We start from the raw sequence: 21032 nt of genomic DNA, 5'->3' as shown, positions 1-21032 counted from the left end.
TTGTTCTCTTCCTTTACTGCATCTCTCGAATTTTTTCTGCAGCCTCTTTTAATGCTTCTTCTGGTGTCTGAGCCTGCTGTCTGAGTACATTTTCTGCTACATTTGTATTGTATTCTGTAGCCACATCAGGAGTATTTTCCGTTATATTCAGTTCATGTATTTCATCTTTCATCTAATAGTGTGTCAAAAATACCTTCCCCAAAATATTGATAATATTTATTGTCTTCTCTCACCTCTTCACTTTCCCAAACTTCCCAGCGTGGAGGGTCAAAACCAAGAACTGTCCAAAGGTTAATGTTTCCTTCCTCTGATAGTTTTGTATAGGCAAGAAATTCTTTTGCTAGATCGGTTGCTTCTGATTGATTTGTTACAACGGTACCTGTTCCACCCATACCGGCAGAGCGATTGCCTCCTTCTTCCCATGCAGGCATTGGACGAATTGCAATCTTACCTTCCAAATCTGGCATACTATCGATGAATCTTCCCATATACCATATTGGCGCTAAAACAGACCCTGCTCCACCATCATTCATATAGCCATAAAATTCTTCTGATTGATTCATAGCTCCTGGTGTAAGTTCGGCGATCTCTTCTTCATAAAGGACATCATGTAAAAACTGTAGTGTCTCAACATTTGTTTCATTATCAAGCGTTACATCGCCATTCCCGTCAAAAAAGTCAGATTTTCGTTGAGAAACCATTGGCCAGAAGTCCATTAAAAAGTCAGTTGTTCCTACGTTCCACATAACAGAATCTGTATTCTCGACAACTTGCTTTCCTGCTTCCACATAGTCATCCCATGTTTTAATTGCATCTATATCAACGCCTGCTTGATCCATAATCTCTGTATTATAATACATGACTGTGGCTCCTACATGTGTTGGTATTCCGTAGTAATTCCCATCCTTAGCATAAAGCTCAAATCTTGAAGAAACAGATTCTCCTAAAACCGGCTCTACATATTCATTCATTGGCTCTAACTGTGGTTCTCCTTGCAAGTAGTTGGCATAACGTCCGAGCTCAATATCTGAAATGTCTGGTGCCCCTTTGCCTGATTGTAAGGCTAACAATAAGTTATTGTGCATCTGATCATATGGATATGTCTCAGCAACTAGTTTAATTGGTCTGTCTGGATTTTCCTCATTCCATCTCTCAGCTGAATCTCGGAACAAGTCAACATGCTGTCCTACAAAGGTCCAATATGTTAATTCTGTCGCTCCTTCTATGTCTTCTCCAATAACCTCTGTTTCTTCTGCTTCACCACTTGCCTCATCACTACCCCCACATGCTGCAAGTATTGCAGGGATAAACATGAGAACTACCAACAATAAGAACTTTTTCATTTAATTTCCCCCTCACTTTTATAAAGCGCTTCCATAAATAACACTTAATGCTATTGATTATCCAACGATGAATTGTTTCCTCCACCTCCTACTTTCTTTTTATGATTATAATTTTTGATAACGCATTCATTTTCTTCTTTTGTACGGACATGTTCGAGCTTCGTCTAATCGGTTTCAAACATGCCCTCTAGTCTCTGTTAATGAAATAGTATCACTACTCTTATAACTAGTCAATAACTTGAAAGAATATTCTAAACAAACTTATACGTACAAAATTTTTCAATAAAATACAGCGAAAATAAGGAGAAGGTTATTGGCGACCTAGTTCACCACCACTTTGGCTACCACAGTCGTCTCGCCCTCTAGCATGTCTCCAGGCACTCCAAAATATGGTGTTCCATCTGTTTTCCATAGCAATGGCTGTATTCTTGCATGACGATTATGATCATATAACGGGTTTCCACTGATCTCCTTGTATGGCCTTGCATGATATACAAGCAGGTCATTCCCCTCCTCGTCTACCGTAAAGCTATTATGACCTGGGCCATACTGCTTCTGCTGCTCATTTGAAATGAAAATAGGTTCGGCTGCCTTTTTCCACGAGAGTGGATCCAACAGATTACTATTTTCATCAGCGGTAAGTAGTCCCATAACGTAGCGGTCATCTGTGGCACTTGCAGAATACGAGATAAATAGTTTTCCATTACGCTTCAGCATGGCCGGCCCTTCGTTTACATAAAAACCCTGTTGCTCCCATTTGAATTCAGGGGTTGATAAGAGGACTTGCTCCCCTTCCAGTGTCCACGGATTTTTCATTTTAGCGATATACATATTGGAGATCGTATCCTCCGCCACTTTTTGTGCCCAGACGAGATACCTAGATCCACTATGCTCAAAGGTAGTGGCATCAAGGGAAAAGCTTTGAAAAGCCGTGTTAATTTGTCCTTTTTCCTCCCAGGTTCCTTCTAGCGGATTAGCAGAACTTGTTTCCAATACATATGGTCTAATCGCCCATACGTCCTCTTTATCCCCTGCCGCAAAATGGATATACCATTTTCCATTAATGAAATGGAGTTCTGGTGCCCAAATATGTTCTGACAGGATCCCCTCCTGACGTTTCTCCCACACAGTAACCTCTTTAGCCTGAGATAAGCCTTCTATCGTTTTAGCTCTACGAATTACAATTCGATCATAAAGTGGATAGGACCCTGTGAAATAATAATATCCATCCTCATGTAAATAAATATAAGGGTCTGCACGTTGCTCAATTAGCGGTCTTGGGTATTGCTTATAGTACAGATCCCCTTTAATTTCATACTCACCTTTCTTTTGAAAATCCATGTTTTCCTCATTTGACCATGCCACATTTATTTCTACGTTATTCCCATCAGTAAGCTCAACAGCCACCTTCGAAGGTAGAGCAGGCTTTGTACCCACTGTAGTGTGCACCATGACAGGATTTACTTGTTTTACTATCAACGTTTCACCCTCCTGGCTCAAAGGAAACCAACTAAGTAAATAGGTCTCACTTATGAAGTAACTTCAATCTTTTTTAACTCTTTGGTCGAGCTGCGCAATATAAGTTCAGGCTGATAGACAGTAGACTCTACCTGCCCAGGACCATTTACTTTGTTACTATTTTTCCTTTTAATAAGATCAAGAATGGTCTTAGCTGCAGCCTGACCCATATCGCTCTTCGGATGTGCAACAGAGGTAAGCTTCACCTCTGATACTTCTGTATAGAAGGAATCATCATACCCCACAATCGATAAATCATGAGGGACTTGCATGTCTTTCTTGCGCAAAAGGTTCAACACGTTGATCACCAGTTCATCGTTATAAGCGACTAACCCAGTAATCCCACGTGCTTCCCCAGAGAACAACATTTTTTCCAGATCTTTCATAGGCTTGGTATGCTTTTCTTCCGTATTATAGGTAATAATATTTTTCGGGTTGAGTGGAAGCCCATAACGACGATGCGCTTTCAAAAAACCCTTCATTCGCTTTGTACCTTGTAAATCATCTGTTTTAAATATACCAGCAATTTCTGTATGCCCTAATTGTATAAGGTGCTCCGTCTGGATGAATCCACCTTTTTCATCGTCCATCACAATGCTTGTAGGTTCAAGCTCATCATAATAAGCATTAATCATAATATACGGAATGGATAGACGTTCCAAGTTAAGATAATAGTTAATATTTGGGTTAGAAAACGCACTCTTTGTCGGCTCCACAATCACCCCATCAAAGGGTTGGCTCAAAATCTTTTCCAAAATCTCGCGCTCTTTTTCATGATCGTTATTGGTACTAAAGATACTCACATGATAGCCTTCTTGACTTAAAACACATTCCGCTCCTCTAATGATAGTGGGGAAAATATAATCTGAAATATAGGTCGTAATAATCGCAATGTTTTTTCGGTCTACTACTTGTATGGTATCCTGCTCTTCTCTTCTATCCGTAACGAACGTTCCAGCTCCTTGTTCACGATATAACCAACCCTTTGCTACTAAGTCGCCAATTGCCAGCCTAACGGTATGTCTACTGACTCCAAATTGCTTCATCAATTCACTTTCCGAGCTGATTTTTTGGTGCGGTATATAGGTACCGTCCAGGATATCGGATTGAATCGCTCGTTTCACCATGCTGTACTTTGTTTCCATGCAACCACCTCAACTTATTCGTATAAGTTAAGGATACCATATAATCATGCGCTTTCCTATGCTCCTATTTTCCCTGGATCTATTGCCAAAATGCCTCTCCCAAACGTAATTGCTGCCTTATATTGCGAACAGTGGAAGTGCTATCAATAACCACACATTCTATTTCTGCCATCTCTGCAAAATCCATTAATTGTTCAACTGATACGTCATAGGAAAAGACCGTATGATGCGCTCCTCCTGCATAAATCCAGGACTCGGTTGCCTCACTTAATGATGGTTCAGGCTTCCATAATACTTTTGCTACAGGTAGATTTGGGGTTTCCTCTGTTACTGCCTCTGCTTGCACTTCATTTACAATCAAACGGTACCTTCCACCTAATTCAACTAAAGAGGCGACAAGCGCTTTTCCTGCTCTCCCGTCAAAAACGAGTCTTGCTGGATCAGCTTTATCTCCTATAGAAAGCGGATTTACCACAATAGCTGGCTTTTCGGCTGCAATTGTTGGGCAAATCTCCAGCATATGGGAGCCTAATATCATTTCATTTCCTTCTTCAAGGTGGTACGTATAATCCTCCATAAAGGACGTCCCTTTATTGTCTGCCATAATCTTCATGAGACGTAAGAGTCCGGCAGTACGCCAATCCCCTTCTCCAGCAAATCCGTAGCCTTCAGCCATTAAACGCTGTGCAGCAAGGCCTGGGAGTTGTTTCATGCCATGAAGGTCTTCAAAGTTCGTTGTGAATGCATTATACTGATGCTTGGTTAAAAATGCTTTTAACCCTAGCTCTATACGGGCTTGTTCACGTATAGACTCGCGGACTTCCCCTGGCTCAGCTGCTTCTGATGGAAGCGTATAGCTAGATTCGTATTCTTTGTAAAGGGTATCTACTTCTTCTTCTGAAAAAGCATTTATTTCCTCTACCAAATCGCCAATTCCATAATAATCAACGGTCCAGCCAAATTTGATCTGTGCTTCAATTTTATCCCCATCCGTCACCGCTACATTTCGCATATTATCTCCAAATCTAGCGATTCGAATAGAGGTGCCCTCTGTTACCGATACTGCAGTATGCATCCAGTCGCCAATCTTCTGTTCCACATCTGCGTTTTGCCAATGCCCCACTACAACCTTTCTCGCAACATTCATACGCGTACCAATAAATCCATACTCTCTGTCACCATGGGCTGATTGGTTTATATTCATGAAGTCCATGTCAATTTCTTTCCATGGTATCTCCCTGTTGTATTGCGTGTGCAAGTGAAGCAAAGGCTTCTGTAAAGATTTCAATCCTGCAATCCACATTTTTGCTGGTGAAAAAGTGTGCATCCATGTGATGATGCCAGCACACTGGTCATCATTGTTTGCCTCAAGCATAAGTGCATGAATGTCTTTGGCGTTCGTTAATGTTTTCTTAAATTGAACTTCATAGTTTAAGCCGTCTTTCTCGTTTAACCCTGCAACTATCTCCTTCGAATGCTGCTCCACTTCGAGAAGTGCCTCGTTGCCATATAATTGTTGGCTTCCGGTTACAAACCAGAATTGATGTGTTTTTTCTAATAGCATCTATTTACCCCCTGAATGTATAGTATCTTTCTATGAAACTGGTATCGTGGATTGTATACCCTCTTGTTTGTCCGCTCCGTCGCGAATAGTGCGGAGGCGCTTCATTACGTTGTTTTCACCTCTGCCAAAATAATCATGAAGTCTGTCGTACTCTTGGAAAAGCTTTTCATAAACCGCCACATTTTCTGGTATAGGACGGACAACCTCATCCTTCACTCGCCCCATCTGTTTGGTAGCATCTAAGATATGGTCAAACCCGCCATTTTCTGAGCCTGCAGCAAGTGCTCCAAACATAGCAGCACCTAAAGCAGGTGTTTGAACAGAGTCGGCAATGCGGATTACACGGTTTGTTACGTCAGCATAAATTTGCAGGAGGAGCTTGTTTTTCTGTGGTAATCCACCACAAACATAAAGCTCTTCTACTTCTACTCCGTTGTTATGGAAAGCGTCTACAATTTTTCTTGTACCAAACGCGGTTGCCTCCAGTAGTGCACGATACATTTCCTCCGGCTTTGTCTGCAAGGTCATACCAAACATTACGCCACTGAGCTCTGTATCGACTAAAACGGAGCGATTTCCATTCCACCAATCAAGGGCAAGCAGTCCTGTTTCACCAGGCTTATATGCAGCTGCCTTTTTCTCTAAAAATTGGTGAATGTTCTCGCCTGCTTCCTCCGCTGTTTTCTTAACATATTCCGGAACAGCCTGATCAACAAACCATGCGAAAATATCTCCTACAGCCGATTGGCCAGCTTCATATCCATAAAACCCAGGAATGATTCCATCTTCTACAACACCGCACATTCCTTCAATTTCTTTCTCTTCATCGCCTAGAATCATGGAACAAATCGATGTCCCCATCGTCATCACGAGTTTGCCAGGTTCAGCCACACCCATTGCTGGGACGGATACGTGTGCATCGACATTCCCTACAGCCACTGATGTTCCAGGTAAAAGCCCTGTTCTTGCCGCCATCTCATCTGTCAGCCCACCAGCCCTCGTTCCAAGTGGCACAATGTCTCCTCGTAACTTTGTTTCTGCTAGATTTTCAAGTCGTGGATCTAATGCAGCAAAGAAGTCCTTGTCCGGATACCCCTCTTGTTTATGCCAGATGGATTTATATCCTGCCGTACAGCTATTGCGTACATATCGACCTGTCAGCTGGGAAATCACCCAGTCCGTGGCTTCTGAAAAGCGGTCTGTTTCTTCATAAATGTCAGGTGCTTCATTTAGGATTTGCCAGATTTTCGCAATCATCCACTCAGAAGAAATTTTCCCACCATACCTGGCAAGGAATGCTTCTCCCCGTTGTTCGGCGATTTCATTCAGGCGTGTCGCTTCCTCTTGTGCTGCATGGTGCTTCCAAAGCTTTACCCAGCTATGTGGGTTATCTTTTAAAGAAGGATCAAAGCTAAGCGGCTTTCCTTTATGATCTAATGGGAGCATCGTACATGCTGTAAAATCAATACCAAGCCCGATAACGTCAGCTGGATCAACCTTAGATTCTTTCAAAATTGCTGGTATGGACTGTGCCAAGACATCCAGATAATCCTCAGGATGCTGCAACGCCCATTCATTCCCGAGTAGCACATTTGATTCCGGTAATTTTTCATCAATGACACCATGTTTATATCGGGTAACATGGTCCGCTATCTCCTGCCCATCGGCAACACGAACCAATACAGCCCTACCTGATTCTGTTCCATAATCTACTCCAATTGCATAGTTTGCCATGAAACAACACCTCCTTATTTTCCTTGACCGTAATACGCCTTTGCTCCATGTTTTCTTAAGTAATGTTTATCGAGTAGCGCCTGGTTCATGTCTTCTGTACCAGGTTTTAATTGGAATGTGTTGTATCCCATCTTGGCCACTTCTTCAAGCACTACCGCATTATGCACTGCTTCAGCGGGGTCTTTCCCCCAGGTAAATGGTGCATGACTATGTACGAGCACACCTGGTATGGCGTTAGGGTTAATCTCCTTGTTGTGGAATGTTTCCACAATGACATTCCCCGTTTCTAACTCATACGCACCATTAATTTCTTGATCTGTCATTTCCCTTGTACATGGAACACTTCCATAAAAATAATCTGCATGGGTCGTGCCAAGTGGCGGAATCCCTCTTCCTGCCTGTGCCCAACTCGTAGACCACGGGGCATGTGTATGGACAACTCCCCCTATGTCAGGAAAGTTTTTGTAAAGGACAATGTGGGTCGGCGTGTCTGATGATGGGTTCAAATCACCTTCCACTACGTTTCCATCAAAGTCAACGACTACCATGTCTTCCGCTTTCATATTTTCATAGTCCACACCACTTGGTTTAATAACGATAAGCTTCTCTTCTCTACTGACACCGCTTACATTTCCCCAAGTAAACGTTACAAGATTATGCTTAGGTAACTGTAAGTTTGCTTCCAACACTTGGTCTTTTAAATCTTCAAGCACTTTACTCACCTCTCATCCATTTAACTTGTACGTATATTTAACTTATGTGATCTATATTAATATAATTTGTACGTACAATCAATATGTTTTGGTAAACTTTTTGAAGTTTTTTGATTTTTGTATGCGTAGGGCGCGAGCTGGGGAGGGTCTCAGCGGAGCGACATGCGGTGTAGATTGATTGGAGTATTGCTTTGGTTGATTTTTTTGGATTGTTGGTTGATTTTTTTGGATTGTTGGTTGATTCTTCCTGACTCTTGGTTGATTGGAGCGCATCCTTGGTTGATTCTCAGGGATTGTTGGTTGATTCTTCCGGCTTCCTGGTTTATTCCCTCGGCATCCTGGTTGATTCTCTCAGCATCTTGGTTGATTATCCACTGTTTTTGGTCGATTAATAAGCTCCCTCTTTAAGAGGGGTGCGTTGAACCAATACTCTCGCTCAGCCCCCGATGAGTATGATACGAGGAGCAAGGCTAACACCCCTGCTCCTCGCTCATAGCCTCGGCCACACCATCCCGGCCAACGCTCACATATAGACTAACAACTAAACCTCTTCATTCATCAAAACCTTCGCACAGCTTTCTCCCGCAACTTCGAGCCATGTCTTAGCCATAAGCATATTGCCCTTTGAATTCATATGTACGCCATCTGTAGTCAGCGCAACTCCACTTCCAGCCTGTAAATAAGTTAAGAATGCTTTATTGGTTGGCACTACTTTCGCCTGATATTTTGCTCCGAGTTCACGAACGATCTCTACATAGGCCGAAAGCATTTGGTTCCCAACTGCGTCTACGTCTTCCTCAATAATCGTCGGCTCCATTAACACAACTTCCAGCCCACGAAGCTGACCTAGAAGACCTTCATAAACTTGCGCAAACATATCGGGAGTTACCTGGTCAATATCAGTTTGGTCCAACTGTCGCCATACATCATTCACACCAATGGAAATCGAAACCAGATCCGGCTTTTCCTCTAGCACATCTCTGACCCATCTATCTGCTAAATCCGTGACGCGGTTTCCACCAATGCCTTTATTAACAACACTGAATCCCGTCGTAGGATAGGTAACCCGTAAATAATCATTCAAGAGACGAACATACCCAATCCCTAAGTCTTCCGGGTCCTCCGGCTTTCCCCACTCTGTAATACTATCACCGATAAAAAGTATTTTTTTCATGCTTTTTCCCCTTCCTAAATAAAGAAAAGCACCAGCCGCTCTGGCTGATGCTCCCTAAAGATTACATGCGGTATCTACTTAAACTATCATTTAGCTGCTTCGTCTGTCCATACACATCTTGATAGATTGCAAACAATTCTTTATATTTCACTACATTCTCCTGAAATGGATGATAGATTTCATCCATTTCTAAAAAGCTATCTGCACAATCCTGTAGTGAAGCAAACCAGCCACAGCCAAAAGCAGCAAGCATTGCAGCACCCATGCCCGGCCCTTGTTCACTGGATGGGCGAACGATCGGTGTTTGGAAAATATCTGCCTGCATTTGTAGCCATTCTGAGCTTTTACTTCCCCCGCCGATGGAAACAATGGTGTCCATCTCTTTTCCATTTTGGCGAAATACTTCCAAGGACTCGTTTAAGGAAAAGGTAATACCTTCCATGACAGCACGCACAAAGTCCTTTCTTTCATGTCTGCTATCCATCCCGATAAAACTTCCGCGAATCATGGCATCAGCATGGGGCGAACGTTCTCCAGATATGTATGGAGTGAATAGTAATCCATTCGAGCCGACCGGAACAGTAGCAACTTCAGACAAAAGCACATCAAAGGATACATCTGTAGCAAACACGTCCTTAAACCAGCTTAAGCTATGACCAGCTGCCAACGTGACACCCATTGTATAATAGGCTTCAGGTGCTCCGTGGTTAAAATAATGCACTTTACCGCCAAATTCCTTTGTACCTTCCTGCTCATAGGAAAGGACTACCCCTGATGTGCCAATACTGCAAAGCGTTTTTCCTTCTGATAAAATGCCTGCGCCTATCGCGCCACATGCATTATCTGCTCCTCCTGCAAACACACGGGTTGCGGAGGAAAGTCCAGTCTTTTCTGCCATCTCTTCGGTAACATGGCCAACTTCCTCATGGGACCCAACCAATGGTGGACACAGATTAACATCAATATCCAGCACATCACATAGCTCCGAACTCCAATTCATGTTGGCAACATCCAACAACAACGTACCCGCTGCGTCGGAATAATCCATGTGCAATGTGCCAGTCAACCTGTAACGCACATAGTCCTTCGGTAAAACAAACGTCCTCGCCCTTGCGTATATTTCCGGTTCGTGTTCCTTCACCCATAGTAGCTTTGGAAGCGTAAAGCCTTCTAATGCTGGATTCTTCGTAATGTCCAACAGCCGCGCTTCTCCGACCTTATCGTAAATTTGCTTACATTGCGCGGTTGTTCTCGTATCATTCCAAAGGATAGCAGGACGCAACACGTTCTGTTGTTCATCTAATAATACAAGTCCATGCATTTGACCAGAAAAACTGATCCCTTCAATCGCTGTCACCTCGCCATGAAACCCTTCAAGCAATTCAGCAAGTCCTGCAATCGTTTGCTCCAACCAATCCTCTGGACGTTGTTCACTATATCCTGGTTTTTCCTGGATTAAGGCATACTGCTTGGTAACCTCCTGTGTTACGTTACCGTTTTGGTCAACGAGTAGGATTTTCACGGCACTTGTTCCTAAATCAATCCCGATTACGTATTTCATCTTTCCACCTCATCTTTAAACAGATCTATTCTCCCGCATATGCCCTTAGCAAGTACTGATTGAGCGTTGCTTTTATTTTTTCAAGACGGCCAGAAGAATGCGTCACTCCATTCATCTCTAACGCATGCTGTTCTAATTTATGAAAATCGGTTTTTCCTTGGACAATCTCTAAACCAATTCCATCTGTATAGCTCTGATAGCGTTCTTCTAGTACACTTTCAAACACTTTATCATCAATCAGTTTCTGGGCAACACGAAGACCAACTGCAAAAGCATCCATCCCTGCAATGTGCGCGTGGAATAAATCTTCTGCTTCAAATGATCCTCTGCGAACCTTTGCATCAAAATTCAAGCCCCCACGGCCAAGCCCACCGTTTTTCAGAATCTCATACATTGCTAGTGTTGTAGAGTACAAGTCTGTCGGGAATTCATCTGTATCCCAGCCGAGCAGTGGATCTCCCTGGTTTGCGTCAACGGATCCTAGCATATTGTTTACTCTAGCATATCGTAGTTCATGTTCAAACGTATGCCCTGCTAAGGTAGCATGGTTTGCTTCAATGTTGAATTTGAAGTGATCTTGTAGATCATAGTTTTGCAGGAATGCATAGCCTGTTGCCACATCAAAGTCATATTGGTGTGTCGTTGGTTCTTTTGGTTTTGGTTCAATTAGGAATTGAGCATCAAAGCCAATTTCCTTCGCATAGTCAACAGCCATGTGGAAAAAACGCCCTAAATTATCCATTTCCAATTTCATATCTGTATTGAGCAGTGTCTCGTAACCTTCTCTACCACCCCAGAAAACATAATTCTCTGCACCGAGCTCTTTTCCGATCTCCAGTCCTTTTTTCACTTTGGCAGCCGAATAAGCGAAAATATCCGCACTATTTGAGGAAGCAGCCCCATGAATAAAACGTGGATGGGTAAAGTTGTTTGCCGTATTCCAGAGTAGCTTTGTTTTGCTGTCTTTCATATAATCTTTCATTAAACTCACAATGGTATCAAGGTTTTTATTCGTTTCTCGCAAATTACTTCCTTCAGGTGCAATATCGACATCGTGAAAACAGAAGAAAGGGACATTTAATTTTTCAAACAGCTCAAAAGCCGCTTCTAAACGTGCTTTTGCCAAGTCCATTCCAGAATACTTATCCCATGGGCGTTGCATCGTTCCCACACCAAATGGATCAGAACCATCCATTGTAAATGTATGCCAATATGCCACTCCGTAACGAAGGATTTCCTCCATCGTTTTTCCGCCAATTTTTTCTTCCGGATTGTAAAATTTGAATGCGAATGGATTTGTAGAAACAGATCCTTCGTACTTGATTTGATCAATGTTTTTAAAATAAGCCACTATACTTCACTCCCTATTTAATTAATTAGTTTAATCATTAAACAAAGTATAATTTTATATGTAAGCGATGTCAATATTATTTAACTTGTATTCGATAGAAAAACAAGTTTCATATAAACATTCAAAACTATGATAAAATGGTTACACTATATTTAAGCATTAAACAATGAAGGGTAGTAGGGAAACAATGAAAACAGGCGACCAAACACTGGTAAAACAGATTAATAAATCAATTGTGTTAAGCACCATTGAAAAGAAAAGTCCTATTTCTAGGGCTCAAATATCGAAAGAAACAGGATTAAATAAAGCCACTGTCTCGAACCTGGTCAGTGATCTTATCGCGGATGAGCTTGTTAACGAATTAGGTCAGGGACAGTCTAGTGGCGGAAGAAAGCCTGTCATGCTCTATTTTAATACACATGCCGGTTATGCGATTGGCCTCGACCTTGGAGTTAATTATATATTAGCAGTACTAACAGAATTGAGTGGCGAAATAGTGGAAGAGATATCCGTACCTCTTTCTGGTAAAGATGCAGAGCACGTTATTCAGACTTTAAGTTCGCTCGTGAGTACATTGATCGGGAAAGCACCACAGAGTCCATATGGTGTAGTCGGAATAGGAATTGGAGCACCAGGCATTGTCGACCCAGAAGGTCATATTCTCTTCACCCCGTACTTAGAGCTGAGTGAGGTGAATTTGAAACAAATTTTGGAGGAGAAATTTAACATACCAACTGTAATTGATAATGAAGCCAATACAGGAGCGTTAGGAGAACACCTTTATGGTGCAGGAAAAAATGCAATAAATCTCATTTATGTAAGTGTGGGAATTGGAATCGGGACCGGGATTATTATGAACGGGCAGCTTTACAAAGGAGCAACAGGTATTTCAGGCGAAATGGGACATCTAACAATCGAAGTGAATGGAAGAAAATGCAGCTGCGGAAATCGTGGATGCTGGGAACTATATGCATCTGAGAGTGCGTTGTTAAAGGAAGCAAAAAAAATGGAGTTGTTTAAGAAAGACGATTCTATCACACTGGAAAGCATAGAGTCAGAAGCGAAAAAAGGAAATAAAGACGTGTTGCGGTTGCTCCATTCTATTGGAGAATATAACGGAATCGGCTTAGCTAATATAATAAACACCTTTAATCCAGATATGCTTATCATCGGAAACCGAATGGCTCGCTTCGAAAACTGGATCACCAATCCGATTAAAAGTGTACTTGATGAGAGGCTGTCCTCCTTTCACCGTAACTCTGTTAACTTAAAAATCTCCTCGCTTGGAAAATATTCAAATGCTTTAGGTGCGTCTGCCATTGTTAGCTCAAGATTCTTGGATATAAATCGTGTTGAAGTGATATAAGCGGATGCTAAGGACATAATAAAGCGCTTGGATAAAGTCCAAGTGCTTATCATTTTGAAAACTACCACTTTCCAAAAGTCACTTAAACTCTGTGATGGTCCTTTTCTTGTTCCATTCTCTCCTTTAATTCTCCCCGGCGTTTTTCTAATCTCTTTACCTTTTTAAAAGTCACGAATGAAAACAGTGTCACCACAATGTATTTTAGTATAGCCTCGTCTTTATTTTGCTCGATGATCCTCTCCATTACTTTCCTCACCTCTCCCTTTTGAAAATTAAACGGCTACTCAGCATTACTAACATGCAGATGCTTCACTTTTTACTATTTCACCACTCTGGTCATCTATATAGTCTATACCAAAATTGCAATCTGCATCAATTTCCCATTTCACTTTATATTCTCCAGAACTATGACTCACTGATTTTATTCTAACTTTATCTGAGCCTCCAGGATGATCTTCTATAACAATGGATTTTGCCTCCTCTTCCGTTATTTTAGGATCTTTATGCCAATTATCACAGCCAGTGAAAGTTAGCAAAATAAACACACACATTATCGTAAGGTTATATTTTTTCATACAAACCACCCTTTACAGCTCATCCCGCACATTTATCCGGTTAGCAAACATCCCAATAATACCTATCGGCACACCAAACACTATAAACATTGTTAAAACAGGGATGAAGCCTTCCATTGTCATCGTGTTGTTTAAGATAATCACTGAAAGCAAAAATAATGTTATAAATGTGAAAAACAACCCTGTTCCGATGGTTTTATTGCGAAAGGACGTGATCCCAGACACTAACATACCAGCGGTTACCAACCCCAATATAAATTGGATGGGCGGGAGTAATAGTAAGTCAGCATTATGAGTCAGCAAAGCGAAACTTGAAAATATCATTGTGAGAATCCCGACAATAATAGATACAGTTTGTTTGGTTAACAATGATATACCTCCCCGTCTATTTCCAGGTAATTGTTGACCATAGCAATTCAGAAAAGCTATTAAATATTTAGCAGATACTAATTAATAAAAAGTAAAAAAATAGCAAATAAAACAATATAAAACGTATCTATAATTGCAAGATATAGACCGATACTCGACTTTTTAAGTTTTTCAATGCTGTAGTTAAATATCGTATCATAGAGACCATATAAAAATAAAACCACTGAGATAATAAGGATAAATATACTTTCCGTCATTACTACTGCAATTATATACAACATCCATCTTCTGAAAAAATTAAAAACAAGAGAAAAAAGCATCACCACAAGACTATCTGGCGACAATATCATTTCTTTTTCATCCTCTGGAGAAATAGAACCTAAGTTTTCTTTTATCTCCTTATGTTCCCTAAGATAACTAATATTAACATACAGAATAATACAGCAATATAACAGGATAAAGAAAATTTCATTTCCCTCTACAATCTCTGATAAGTTGATTAGGTTCACTTCCTCTCTTATCTTATTTCCAATACGTTTCAATCGAAGGATATGTTCCATTTTTTAAAAAAATCATTATTTAAAAGCAAAATCACCTTGGAAAAGCTCTGCTAAAATGCAGAGCACGATGTTTCTCAACAAGAAAAAAACACCAGTGAATCACCAGTGCTTCTTTCTACTTCACATCAATCCTGTTTTAATTCCAAAATAACTTACAATGCGATTGGTAGAATAAATTGTACGAAAATCCCTTATCCTACTTTAAAACAATCGCTTAAATACTGTTTTCAATGGAGGCATGTCAAAGTTACCTTCACCCTCTATGAGCTTTTTAAACATATGCTTGGAATAGGATCTTGCTTGGCTCCATTCAATTTTTCCTGGTAATGGAGCGCGTTCTTGAATATCCACATCGATAATCGTTGGTTGATTATTTGTTGCAGCGTCCGCGAGGGCTGTTTGCAACTCTTCCTGGGTGGAGACTTTGAACCCTTTACCTCCACAAATTTCTGCAAATGCTGCATAATTCATCGTTTGTAAATCCGTTTGGTATGGAATATTTCCCATTTGTTCTTGTTCGTATTTAATCATCCCGATTTTCTCGTTATTAAACACTACAATATTAATCGGTAAATCATATTTAACTGCTGTAAGGTAATCCTGCATTCCCATGGAAAATCCGCCATCGCCACAAATTGCCCATACTTGTTTGTTCGGGTTGGTTAATTTTGCTGCAATAGCTCCTGGTAGACCGCACCCCATCGTTGCCAGCCAGCTTGAAACAATAAAGTCTTGATTCGTCATACGGAAAAAGCCTGCATGCCATGAGGTGACATTTCCTACATCAACAGAAAGTATCGCATTATCCTCAACATAATTATTCAAAGCATGCATTACATGGGGGCCTTGTAAGGGTTCTCCTTCCTCTACCTTTACGATTTCATCCAAATGCTCCCACCAGTTTGCCATGTTTTGTTGGCATGCTTTAAGGAAAGTACGATCTTCTTTATAAAACAACTGCTCATTAAATCGTGCTAGAATTTCTGCTGAAGAACCGACTAATCCTACCTCTGTTGGATACCACTTCCCAATTTTCGAAGGGTCAATATCAATCTGGATGGCTGGGACATCATCTGGCAAGAAGTCGCGATACGGAAAATTCGTGCCAACTAATATAAGTAAATCCGTTTCTTCCATGGCTTCATAGGATGGTTTGGTTCCTATTTGACCTAGATTCCCTAAATTATATGGATGTTCATCCGGAAGTACGCCTTTACCACGTAAAGAAACGACTACAGGGGCTGCTATTCTTTCTGCAAATTCTTCAAGTTCGCTTTGCGCAGATAAAGCTCCCTTCCCAGCTAGAATGACAGGCTTTTTCGCTTGCTGTAAAAGTTTAGCAGCCTGCTTTAAATCTTCTTTATCCGGGAAATACCGATAATTGCTTTGGACGGTTGAACGCAGCTTATCCTCTTTAACCGTTTCTTCAAAAACATCGTCTGGTATGGTTAGAACAGCAACCCCGTTATGTGTCGTTGCTTCCTTAAATGCCTGTTTAAGTAATGGTTGTACCTGTTCTCCAGATGTTACGCGCTTATTAAAAATGGCCACATCATCAAACATCCGCTCTAAATTTACTTCCTGAAAATTATCTGTGCCAATTACTTCATGGGAGACCTGTCCCGTAATGACAACTAGAGGAGCCCCATCTTCTCTGGCATCATACATCCCATTCAATAGATGCACAGCTCCGGGTCCACCGATTGATAAACAAACACCAACATGACCCGTCAGCTTCGCTTCTGCTGCGGCAGCAAGCGCACCTACCTCTTCATGACGCACCTGTATAAAACGGATATCATCCTCTGCTTTGCGCAACCCTTCAATTAAATTATTAATAGAATCACCTGGGTATCCGTATACATGCTTGATATTCCAGTCTCTTAATATGTTAATAACTGCCTTTGATGCTTTCATTGATAAACTCCTCCCTGCACTTAAATCGTGCGCTTAATCGCTATTAAATCTGTTCCCTATCACGTGGGAATAAAACCTTGATTATGTAAATGGGTGGGACTTTGGTTATGCTGGCGAAACCACGAAGCGAAGGACGCGTATTACCAATCTTCATCTTGTTAGCTCTTCCCCCCGTAAAGCGTGATTAGGATTTTCTAAAAATCACTTTTGACAAAACGACTACTCTGTAATACTATATACTAGTAATAAGTATTACAGAGTACTGAAGTGAATAATTTTAGTGAAATACAAACGAGGGATGAAATTGGAAAATATTACGGAAATGCTAAAAGGAGTGCTCGAGGGCTGTGTACTCGAGATCATCAGTCGCGGCGAAACGTATGGCTATGAAATCACGCAACACTTGCGAGAACTAGGATTTACCGATGTGGTAGAAGGCACTGTATATACGATTACAATCAGGCTCGAAAAAAATAATCTGGTTGACATTGAGAAAAAGAAGTCCACTGTCGGACCGCCTAGAAAGTTCTACACCCTTACCGAAGCAGGCCGCGAGCAGCTTGAGGTTTTTTGGACCAAGTGGGATTTTATTACAAGTAAAATGGTTGAGCTCAAAACGATGGAAATTAAAAGGAGAGGTTAAAATGAGTCTAATTGATAAAATTATTGGAAACATCGAGGATAAGAGGGAATGGAAAGCGTTAGAAGCACGTGCCAAGACACTACCAACGGAATACTTTAACGCTTATAAAGCAATCCAAAAATACATGTGGACTACTGGTGGCCTTACTGACTGGGAGGATACCAGTCGAATCTTCACTGGCATTGTCGATCTCTTCGAGGAAGGCGCAGCGAATGGTAAGAAGGTCACTGACCTCACAGGCCAGGACGTGGCAGCCTTTTGCGATGAGCTAGTGAAAGACACAAAATCGTGGCAAGATAAACATCGCGAGAAGTTGAATGATTCGATTGGTCGTGATTAATCTGAATGCCATTCTGGAAAATGAGTCCTCTGAAACCAGTTTGTATAGCCTACATTTTTATTGTAAAGATGTAGGCTTTTGGTTTTTTATTTAAAAACAAGATACTCAACAGCTAAGTATCCACTCTACACCACATATAATTCACTATTACCTCTAAATAGTGAATGAAATACGTTCACTATCTCAATTTTTCTCCAGAGACAATATGCCAATGTAGATGTTTTGAATCCTGATAATCACCTAAGTTTGTGATAACTCTACAGGCTCCATTTTCCTCTGTAACCGTAGCAGCAACTTTCCTAATAACTCCTAGTAATTCTATTAATAATTCATTATCACTATCTTCCAATGTAATTAAGGAAGGGATATGTCTCTTTGGTATGGCAACAATATGAATTGGCCAAAAAGGTTTTGTGTGATAATAAGCTAGTACATTTTCAGTCTCCAACACTTTATTAACCGGAGTTTTCCCGCTTAATACTTCGTCGCAATAAAAGTCTTCAGTCATAATATCCTCCTAAAATTTGAAGTGACCTAAATGCCCTTTGTTACACCTAATAAGATTAAAACCAAATTTAACTTCAGAAAATTTAATACTTTAACCTGAAATATTAAAGCACAAGGCCCGCACCCTGTGCTCTAAACTCACCTCTCTACTCCTTCATCGACCCTGAAGTCAAAACTGATTAATATTTTTCAATAACAATTTTTTTTACTCGAAATACTTTTCTTAACGGGCCCTCTTACCTACCCCGCTTAATTTTCATTTCCGTAACTATCGGTAGATGATCTGATGCTTCGGTATAGATTACCCGCTGGTTGGATAGCTCTATGGACGGCGAATGCAGAATATAATCTATCCTTTTAGTCGGTTCAATTATCGGGAAAGTATTAGCATTCTCTTCCCCTGCAAAACTATCTATAAAGTTCCCTCCATCGAGTAAAAACTGAAATTCCTCACTATCGGGTTCTGCATTAAGGTCACCCGTCAAAATCCGTGGACCACTAAATGATGACGTAACATCAATAACTTCTTCTACTTGTGCCATGCGACTAGGTACATCCAACCCTAAGTGTGTATTGTACACATTTACATGGATGCCTCTAACATTAACCTTTGCCCGAAGAAGGCCGCGCTGCTCCTTACCAAAGCTACTGAGAAAAATATTTTCTGAATCAATGATAGGATACTTGCTTAGTATAGCAGTACCATATTGTCTGTTGTTTTTTTGCCCTTCACCAGGTTCCAAGTCAAGATTTGCACCATACACATAATGGTAGTTAAGTAATTCAGCTAATTCTTTTGCCTGGTCCTGAAAATCACTTCTCTCACCATAAAACCTATCCACCTCTTGTATCCCTATAATTTCTGCTTCCGCATCTCTTATGACATCTGCGATTCTTTCTAAACTAAGTGTCCCATCCAGTCCTACACCGTGATAAATGTTATAGGACATGACATTAACTCCAACTGCTTTTCCATATCCCTTCCCATCTGCAAATGCACTTGTTGACATGGAGAATACCAATAGAATACTTAAACCAATTCCGAAAAGATACTTTCTCATTTAAATCTCTCCCCTTCTCCTTGTAATTTTTAAAACTTTTAGTTTCACCACACTTTCCTTGGGAGTCTTACCAAGCATCTATAAATCATTCATGATGTACATAATTAATGGGTACTATATTTTTATTTAATTCTGACTTTTAAATACGTTCTATCATCAAAAGATATATTGTTTTTAGTTACACCTTTTGTACCAATATTTTCTTTAATGCAAAGTGGGTCTATTAAAAGAAGCCTGGCCAGCTCCTCTTCCGACTTTTCCAGGTTTTCATAAATTCTAGGGTATCCATCTGATGCGAGTGAAATAAACTCTGTTTGCTGGGATACTTCGAGTGTTTTTATTAATTCGGGAGGAATGGAAAAACCATTCACCACCCCATAGCTCAAAGTACTAATCGGTGTCGCATTCTGGAAATTATACTGTTTTTGAATCAAAGGTTTAATCAATTCAAAACCGATATCTTTTTCTAATAATTCCTCAAGCCGCTTGCCAGCTTGTAATTCCCCTTTTAATATAATACTTCGGACTTCTTCAAATACTTGATCTACCCGCTTAATATTTTGGTATAGTGTATCATTATAGAAACATTGGCAGTCGCCAATCATCCATACTTTATTATGAAATTTACTAAAAACAATCATAGCAGCACTAGGGCGTATGTATGGCTTCTCAAGTATTTCAGCTTCTATATCTAATGTTTTATACAACTCTTGAAAATTTAAATTAATCGATTGAATGATAGCTATAATATCTTCTTTTCCATTCAATTGTAGGAAGGTATCTCTAATGGTAGCTGCGGCTAGTTGCCCAGGGGTCTTCCCGGAAAACTGTCGTCCAGAGACATTTGTTGCTCCATCAATGACTATTGCAAAATGTTCATTACAGTAAAATGTATCTTCACATTGATCAATATTTCCAGATTTGGATTGAATGAATTGCTCAACTATTTTCATAGCACACCTCCATCTTAGTCAAAATAAATGTTGCCGCTATCTTTTCTGGCAAGATGTAATGCTTTTTTTATTTGCCAAGTCATTATTCTTTCACTTGAAAGAGAGGGTAGCTCGTTTTCATTAAAAAACGCTACATCTTCCGTTTCAATACTATTTCTTAACTCCCCACCAATTAACTCGCACTGAAAATAAATGGTATAAATATGTTGCATTGTTACGGATGAACGATGTTTTGTTTGATCAAACAAGCAAAGAAGTCTAGTTGCTTTTGTTCGTAAACCTGTTTCTTCTTCTATCTCTTTTATAGTATTTTGACTTGGAGATAAGCCAGTGTCACACCAACCCCCTGGGAGGCACCATAATCCGTCTGCTGCTTCTTTAACCATTAATAACTTTCCCTTTTTTAATACCACACCCCTTACAGCTATTTTTGGTGTGCTATAACCTGTTTCTATGGGAAGCAATTCCCTTATTTCTCCCATTTTTTTACCTGAAATGAATGAGAGCATTTGTGTAGCTATTTCGTTCATTTGATGATACCTTTCCCGATCAAAAACGTCTGTTCCATAGGCTAAGCCAGTTTGTGCGATATCTTTTATTTGTCTTGCCCAAAGCTTTATCTGCTGAGCCGTTTCCAC

Annotated in this window: 20 protein-coding genes and 1 pseudogene; 3 read left to right on the top strand and 18 right to left on the bottom strand. The window is 40.5% G+C overall.

Annotated features, from left to right (window positions below; all coding sequences use genetic code 11):
* Nucleotides 1-13 precede the first annotated feature (13 nt).
* The 9 genes and pseudogenes from BN985_RS05420 to xylA all read right to left on the bottom strand — a co-directional run bounded on the left by BN985_RS05420 (nt 14) and on the right by xylA (nt 12103).
* Nucleotides 14-1343 (bottom strand): annotated as a pseudogene (locus tag BN985_RS05420) (ABC transporter substrate-binding protein).
* A gap of 321 nt (nt 1344-1664) precedes the next feature.
* Nucleotides 1665-2822: a family 43 glycosylhydrolase gene (locus tag BN985_RS05415; protein ID WP_052360614.1), complete on the bottom strand. Its 1158-nt coding sequence runs from the start codon at nt 2820-2822 to the stop codon at nt 1665-1667.
* A gap of 50 nt (nt 2823-2872) precedes the next feature.
* Nucleotides 2873-4006, bottom strand: a complete 1134-nt coding sequence (locus BN985_RS05410; RefSeq protein WP_042221590.1) for a GntR family transcriptional regulator — start codon at nt 4004-4006, stop codon at nt 2873-2875.
* Between the two features lie 79 nt (nt 4007-4085).
* On the bottom strand, nt 4086-5570 hold the full coding sequence (gene araA / locus BN985_RS05405; RefSeq protein ID WP_042221588.1) for an L-arabinose isomerase: 1485 nt from the start codon (nt 5568-5570) through the stop codon (nt 4086-4088).
* Between the two features lie 30 nt (nt 5571-5600).
* Nucleotides 5601-7304 (bottom strand): ribulokinase, encoded by a 1704-nt coding sequence (locus BN985_RS05400; protein ID WP_042221586.1) that lies wholly within the window; start codon nt 7302-7304, stop codon nt 5601-5603.
* A gap of 14 nt (nt 7305-7318) precedes the next feature.
* A complete protein-coding gene (araD, locus tag BN985_RS05395; protein WP_042221585.1) occupies nt 7319-8017 on the bottom strand; it encodes an L-ribulose-5-phosphate 4-epimerase in 699 nt (232 codons plus the stop codon).
* A gap of 541 nt (nt 8018-8558) precedes the next feature.
* A complete protein-coding gene (locus tag BN985_RS05390) occupies nt 8559-9191 on the bottom strand; it encodes an SGNH/GDSL hydrolase family protein (protein WP_042221583.1) in 633 nt (210 codons plus the stop codon).
* A gap of 61 nt (nt 9192-9252) precedes the next feature.
* Nucleotides 9253-10752 (bottom strand): xylulokinase, encoded by a 1500-nt coding sequence (gene xylB, locus BN985_RS05385; RefSeq protein ID WP_042221580.1) that lies wholly within the window; start codon nt 10750-10752, stop codon nt 9253-9255.
* Nucleotides 10753-10777: 25 nt separating this feature from the next.
* Nucleotides 10778-12103, bottom strand: a complete 1326-nt coding sequence (gene xylA, locus BN985_RS05380) for a xylose isomerase (RefSeq protein WP_042221578.1) — start codon at nt 12101-12103, stop codon at nt 10778-10780.
* 187 nt (nt 12104-12290) lie between these two features.
* On the opposite strand from xylA, the gene BN985_RS05375 reads away from it, so the two are divergent.
* Complete coding sequence (locus BN985_RS05375; protein ID WP_042221577.1) at nt 12291-13469, top strand: ROK family transcriptional regulator; 1179 nt, start codon at nt 12291-12293, stop codon at nt 13467-13469.
* A gap of 82 nt (nt 13470-13551) precedes the next feature.
* Here BN985_RS05375 and BN985_RS18970 read toward each other — a convergent pair whose 3' ends face one another.
* The 5 genes from BN985_RS18970 to BN985_RS05355 all read right to left on the bottom strand — a co-directional run bounded on the left by BN985_RS18970 (nt 13552) and on the right by BN985_RS05355 (nt 16890).
* Nucleotides 13552-13713: a hypothetical protein gene (locus tag BN985_RS18970; RefSeq protein ID WP_156960078.1), complete on the bottom strand. Its 162-nt coding sequence runs from the start codon at nt 13711-13713 to the stop codon at nt 13552-13554.
* Nucleotides 13714-13762: 49 nt separating this feature from the next.
* Entirely contained in the window at nt 13763-14044 is a 282-nt protein-coding gene (locus tag BN985_RS05370) for a PepSY domain-containing protein (protein WP_042221576.1), read from the bottom strand.
* 12 nt (nt 14045-14056) lie between these two features.
* On the bottom strand, nt 14057-14413 hold the full coding sequence (locus tag BN985_RS05365) for a hypothetical protein (protein ID WP_042221573.1): 357 nt from the start codon (nt 14411-14413) through the stop codon (nt 14057-14059).
* 77 nt (nt 14414-14490) lie between these two features.
* Nucleotides 14491-14973, bottom strand: a complete 483-nt coding sequence (locus tag BN985_RS05360; RefSeq protein ID WP_232225535.1) for a hypothetical protein — start codon at nt 14971-14973, stop codon at nt 14491-14493.
* A 201-nt stretch (nt 14974-15174) separates the two neighbouring features.
* The gene (locus BN985_RS05355) at nt 15175-16890 is read right to left on the bottom strand and encodes a pyruvate oxidase (protein ID WP_042221571.1); all 1716 of its coding nucleotides are present in this window, start codon (nt 16888-16890) and stop codon (nt 15175-15177) included.
* Between the two features lie 304 nt (nt 16891-17194).
* Between BN985_RS05355 and BN985_RS05350 the strand changes: the two genes are divergently transcribed.
* A complete protein-coding gene (locus BN985_RS05350; RefSeq protein WP_042221569.1) occupies nt 17195-17533 on the top strand; it encodes a PadR family transcriptional regulator in 339 nt (112 codons plus the stop codon).
* 1 nt (nt 17534) lies between these two features.
* Nucleotides 17535-17873 carry a DUF1048 domain-containing protein gene (locus tag BN985_RS05345; RefSeq protein WP_042221567.1) on the top strand — a complete coding sequence of 113 codons (339 nt, stop codon included), beginning with the start codon at nt 17535-17537 and terminating at the stop codon, nt 17871-17873.
* A gap of 178 nt (nt 17874-18051) precedes the next feature.
* Here BN985_RS05345 and BN985_RS05340 read toward each other — a convergent pair whose 3' ends face one another.
* The 4 genes from BN985_RS05340 to BN985_RS05325 form a co-directional block, all read right to left on the bottom strand.
* Nucleotides 18052-18381: an HIT domain-containing protein gene (locus BN985_RS05340; protein ID WP_042221565.1), complete on the bottom strand. Its 330-nt coding sequence runs from the start codon at nt 18379-18381 to the stop codon at nt 18052-18054.
* A gap of 235 nt (nt 18382-18616) precedes the next feature.
* The gene (locus BN985_RS05335; RefSeq protein ID WP_042221564.1) at nt 18617-19441 is read right to left on the bottom strand and encodes an endonuclease/exonuclease/phosphatase family protein; all 825 of its coding nucleotides are present in this window, start codon (nt 19439-19441) and stop codon (nt 18617-18619) included.
* A gap of 122 nt (nt 19442-19563) precedes the next feature.
* On the bottom strand, nt 19564-20394 hold the full coding sequence (locus BN985_RS05330; protein WP_042221562.1) for a hypothetical protein: 831 nt from the start codon (nt 20392-20394) through the stop codon (nt 19564-19566).
* Nucleotides 20395-20408: 14 nt separating this feature from the next.
* Nucleotides 20409-21032 (bottom strand): NUDIX hydrolase, encoded by a 624-nt coding sequence (locus BN985_RS05325; RefSeq protein WP_042221560.1) that lies wholly within the window; start codon nt 21030-21032, stop codon nt 20409-20411.

This window comes from Oceanobacillus manasiensis, from assembly GCF_000724085.1.
GTDB classification, from domain to species: Bacteria; Bacillota; Bacilli; order Bacillales; family Amphibacillaceae; genus Oceanobacillus_B; species Oceanobacillus_B manasiensis.
Note: the sequence above shows the minus strand (reverse complement) of the source record. Positions and strands in the feature narration are given on the sequence as shown.

Excerpts from the sequence above, each read along its gene's own strand:
- BN985_RS05410 (WP_042221590.1), bottom strand. The coding sequence starts at position 4,006 with ATGGAAACAAAGTACAGCATGGTGAAACGAGCGATTCAATCCGATATC.
- araA (WP_042221588.1), bottom strand. The coding sequence starts at position 5,570 with ATGCTATTAGAAAAAACACATCAATTCTGGTTTGTAACCGGAAGCCAA.
- BN985_RS05400 (WP_042221586.1), bottom strand. The coding sequence starts at position 7,304 with ATGGCAAACTATGCAATTGGAGTAGATTATGGAACAGAATCAGGTAGG.
- BN985_RS05390 (WP_042221583.1), bottom strand. The coding sequence starts at position 9,191 with ATGAAAAAAATACTTTTTATCGGTGATAGTATTACAGAGTGGGGAAAG.
- xylB (WP_042221580.1), bottom strand. The coding sequence starts at position 10,752 with ATGAAATACGTAATCGGGATTGATTTAGGAACAAGTGCCGTGAAAATC.
- BN985_RS05375 (WP_042221577.1), top strand. The coding sequence starts at position 12,291 with ATGAAAACAGGCGACCAAACACTGGTAAAACAGATTAATAAATCAATT.
- BN985_RS18970 (WP_156960078.1), bottom strand. The coding sequence starts at position 13,713 with ATGGAGAGGATCATCGAGCAAAATAAAGACGAGGCTATACTAAAATAC.
- BN985_RS05370 (WP_042221576.1), bottom strand. The coding sequence starts at position 14,044 with ATGAAAAAATATAACCTTACGATAATGTGTGTGTTTATTTTGCTAACT.
- BN985_RS05360 (WP_232225535.1), bottom strand. The coding sequence starts at position 14,973 with ATGGAACATATCCTTCGATTGAAACGTATTGGAAATAAGATAAGAGAG.
- BN985_RS05355 (WP_042221571.1), bottom strand. The coding sequence starts at position 16,890 with ATGAAAGCATCAAAGGCAGTTATTAACATATTAAGAGACTGGAATATC.
- BN985_RS05345 (WP_042221567.1), top strand. The coding sequence starts at position 17,535 with ATGAGTCTAATTGATAAAATTATTGGAAACATCGAGGATAAGAGGGAA.
- BN985_RS05340 (WP_042221565.1), bottom strand. The coding sequence starts at position 18,381 with ATGACTGAAGACTTTTATTGCGACGAAGTATTAAGCGGGAAAACTCCG.
- BN985_RS05335 (WP_042221564.1), bottom strand. The coding sequence starts at position 19,441 with ATGAGAAAGTATCTTTTCGGAATTGGTTTAAGTATTCTATTGGTATTC.
- BN985_RS05330 (WP_042221562.1), bottom strand. The coding sequence starts at position 20,394 with ATGAAAATAGTTGAGCAATTCATTCAATCCAAATCTGGAAATATTGAT.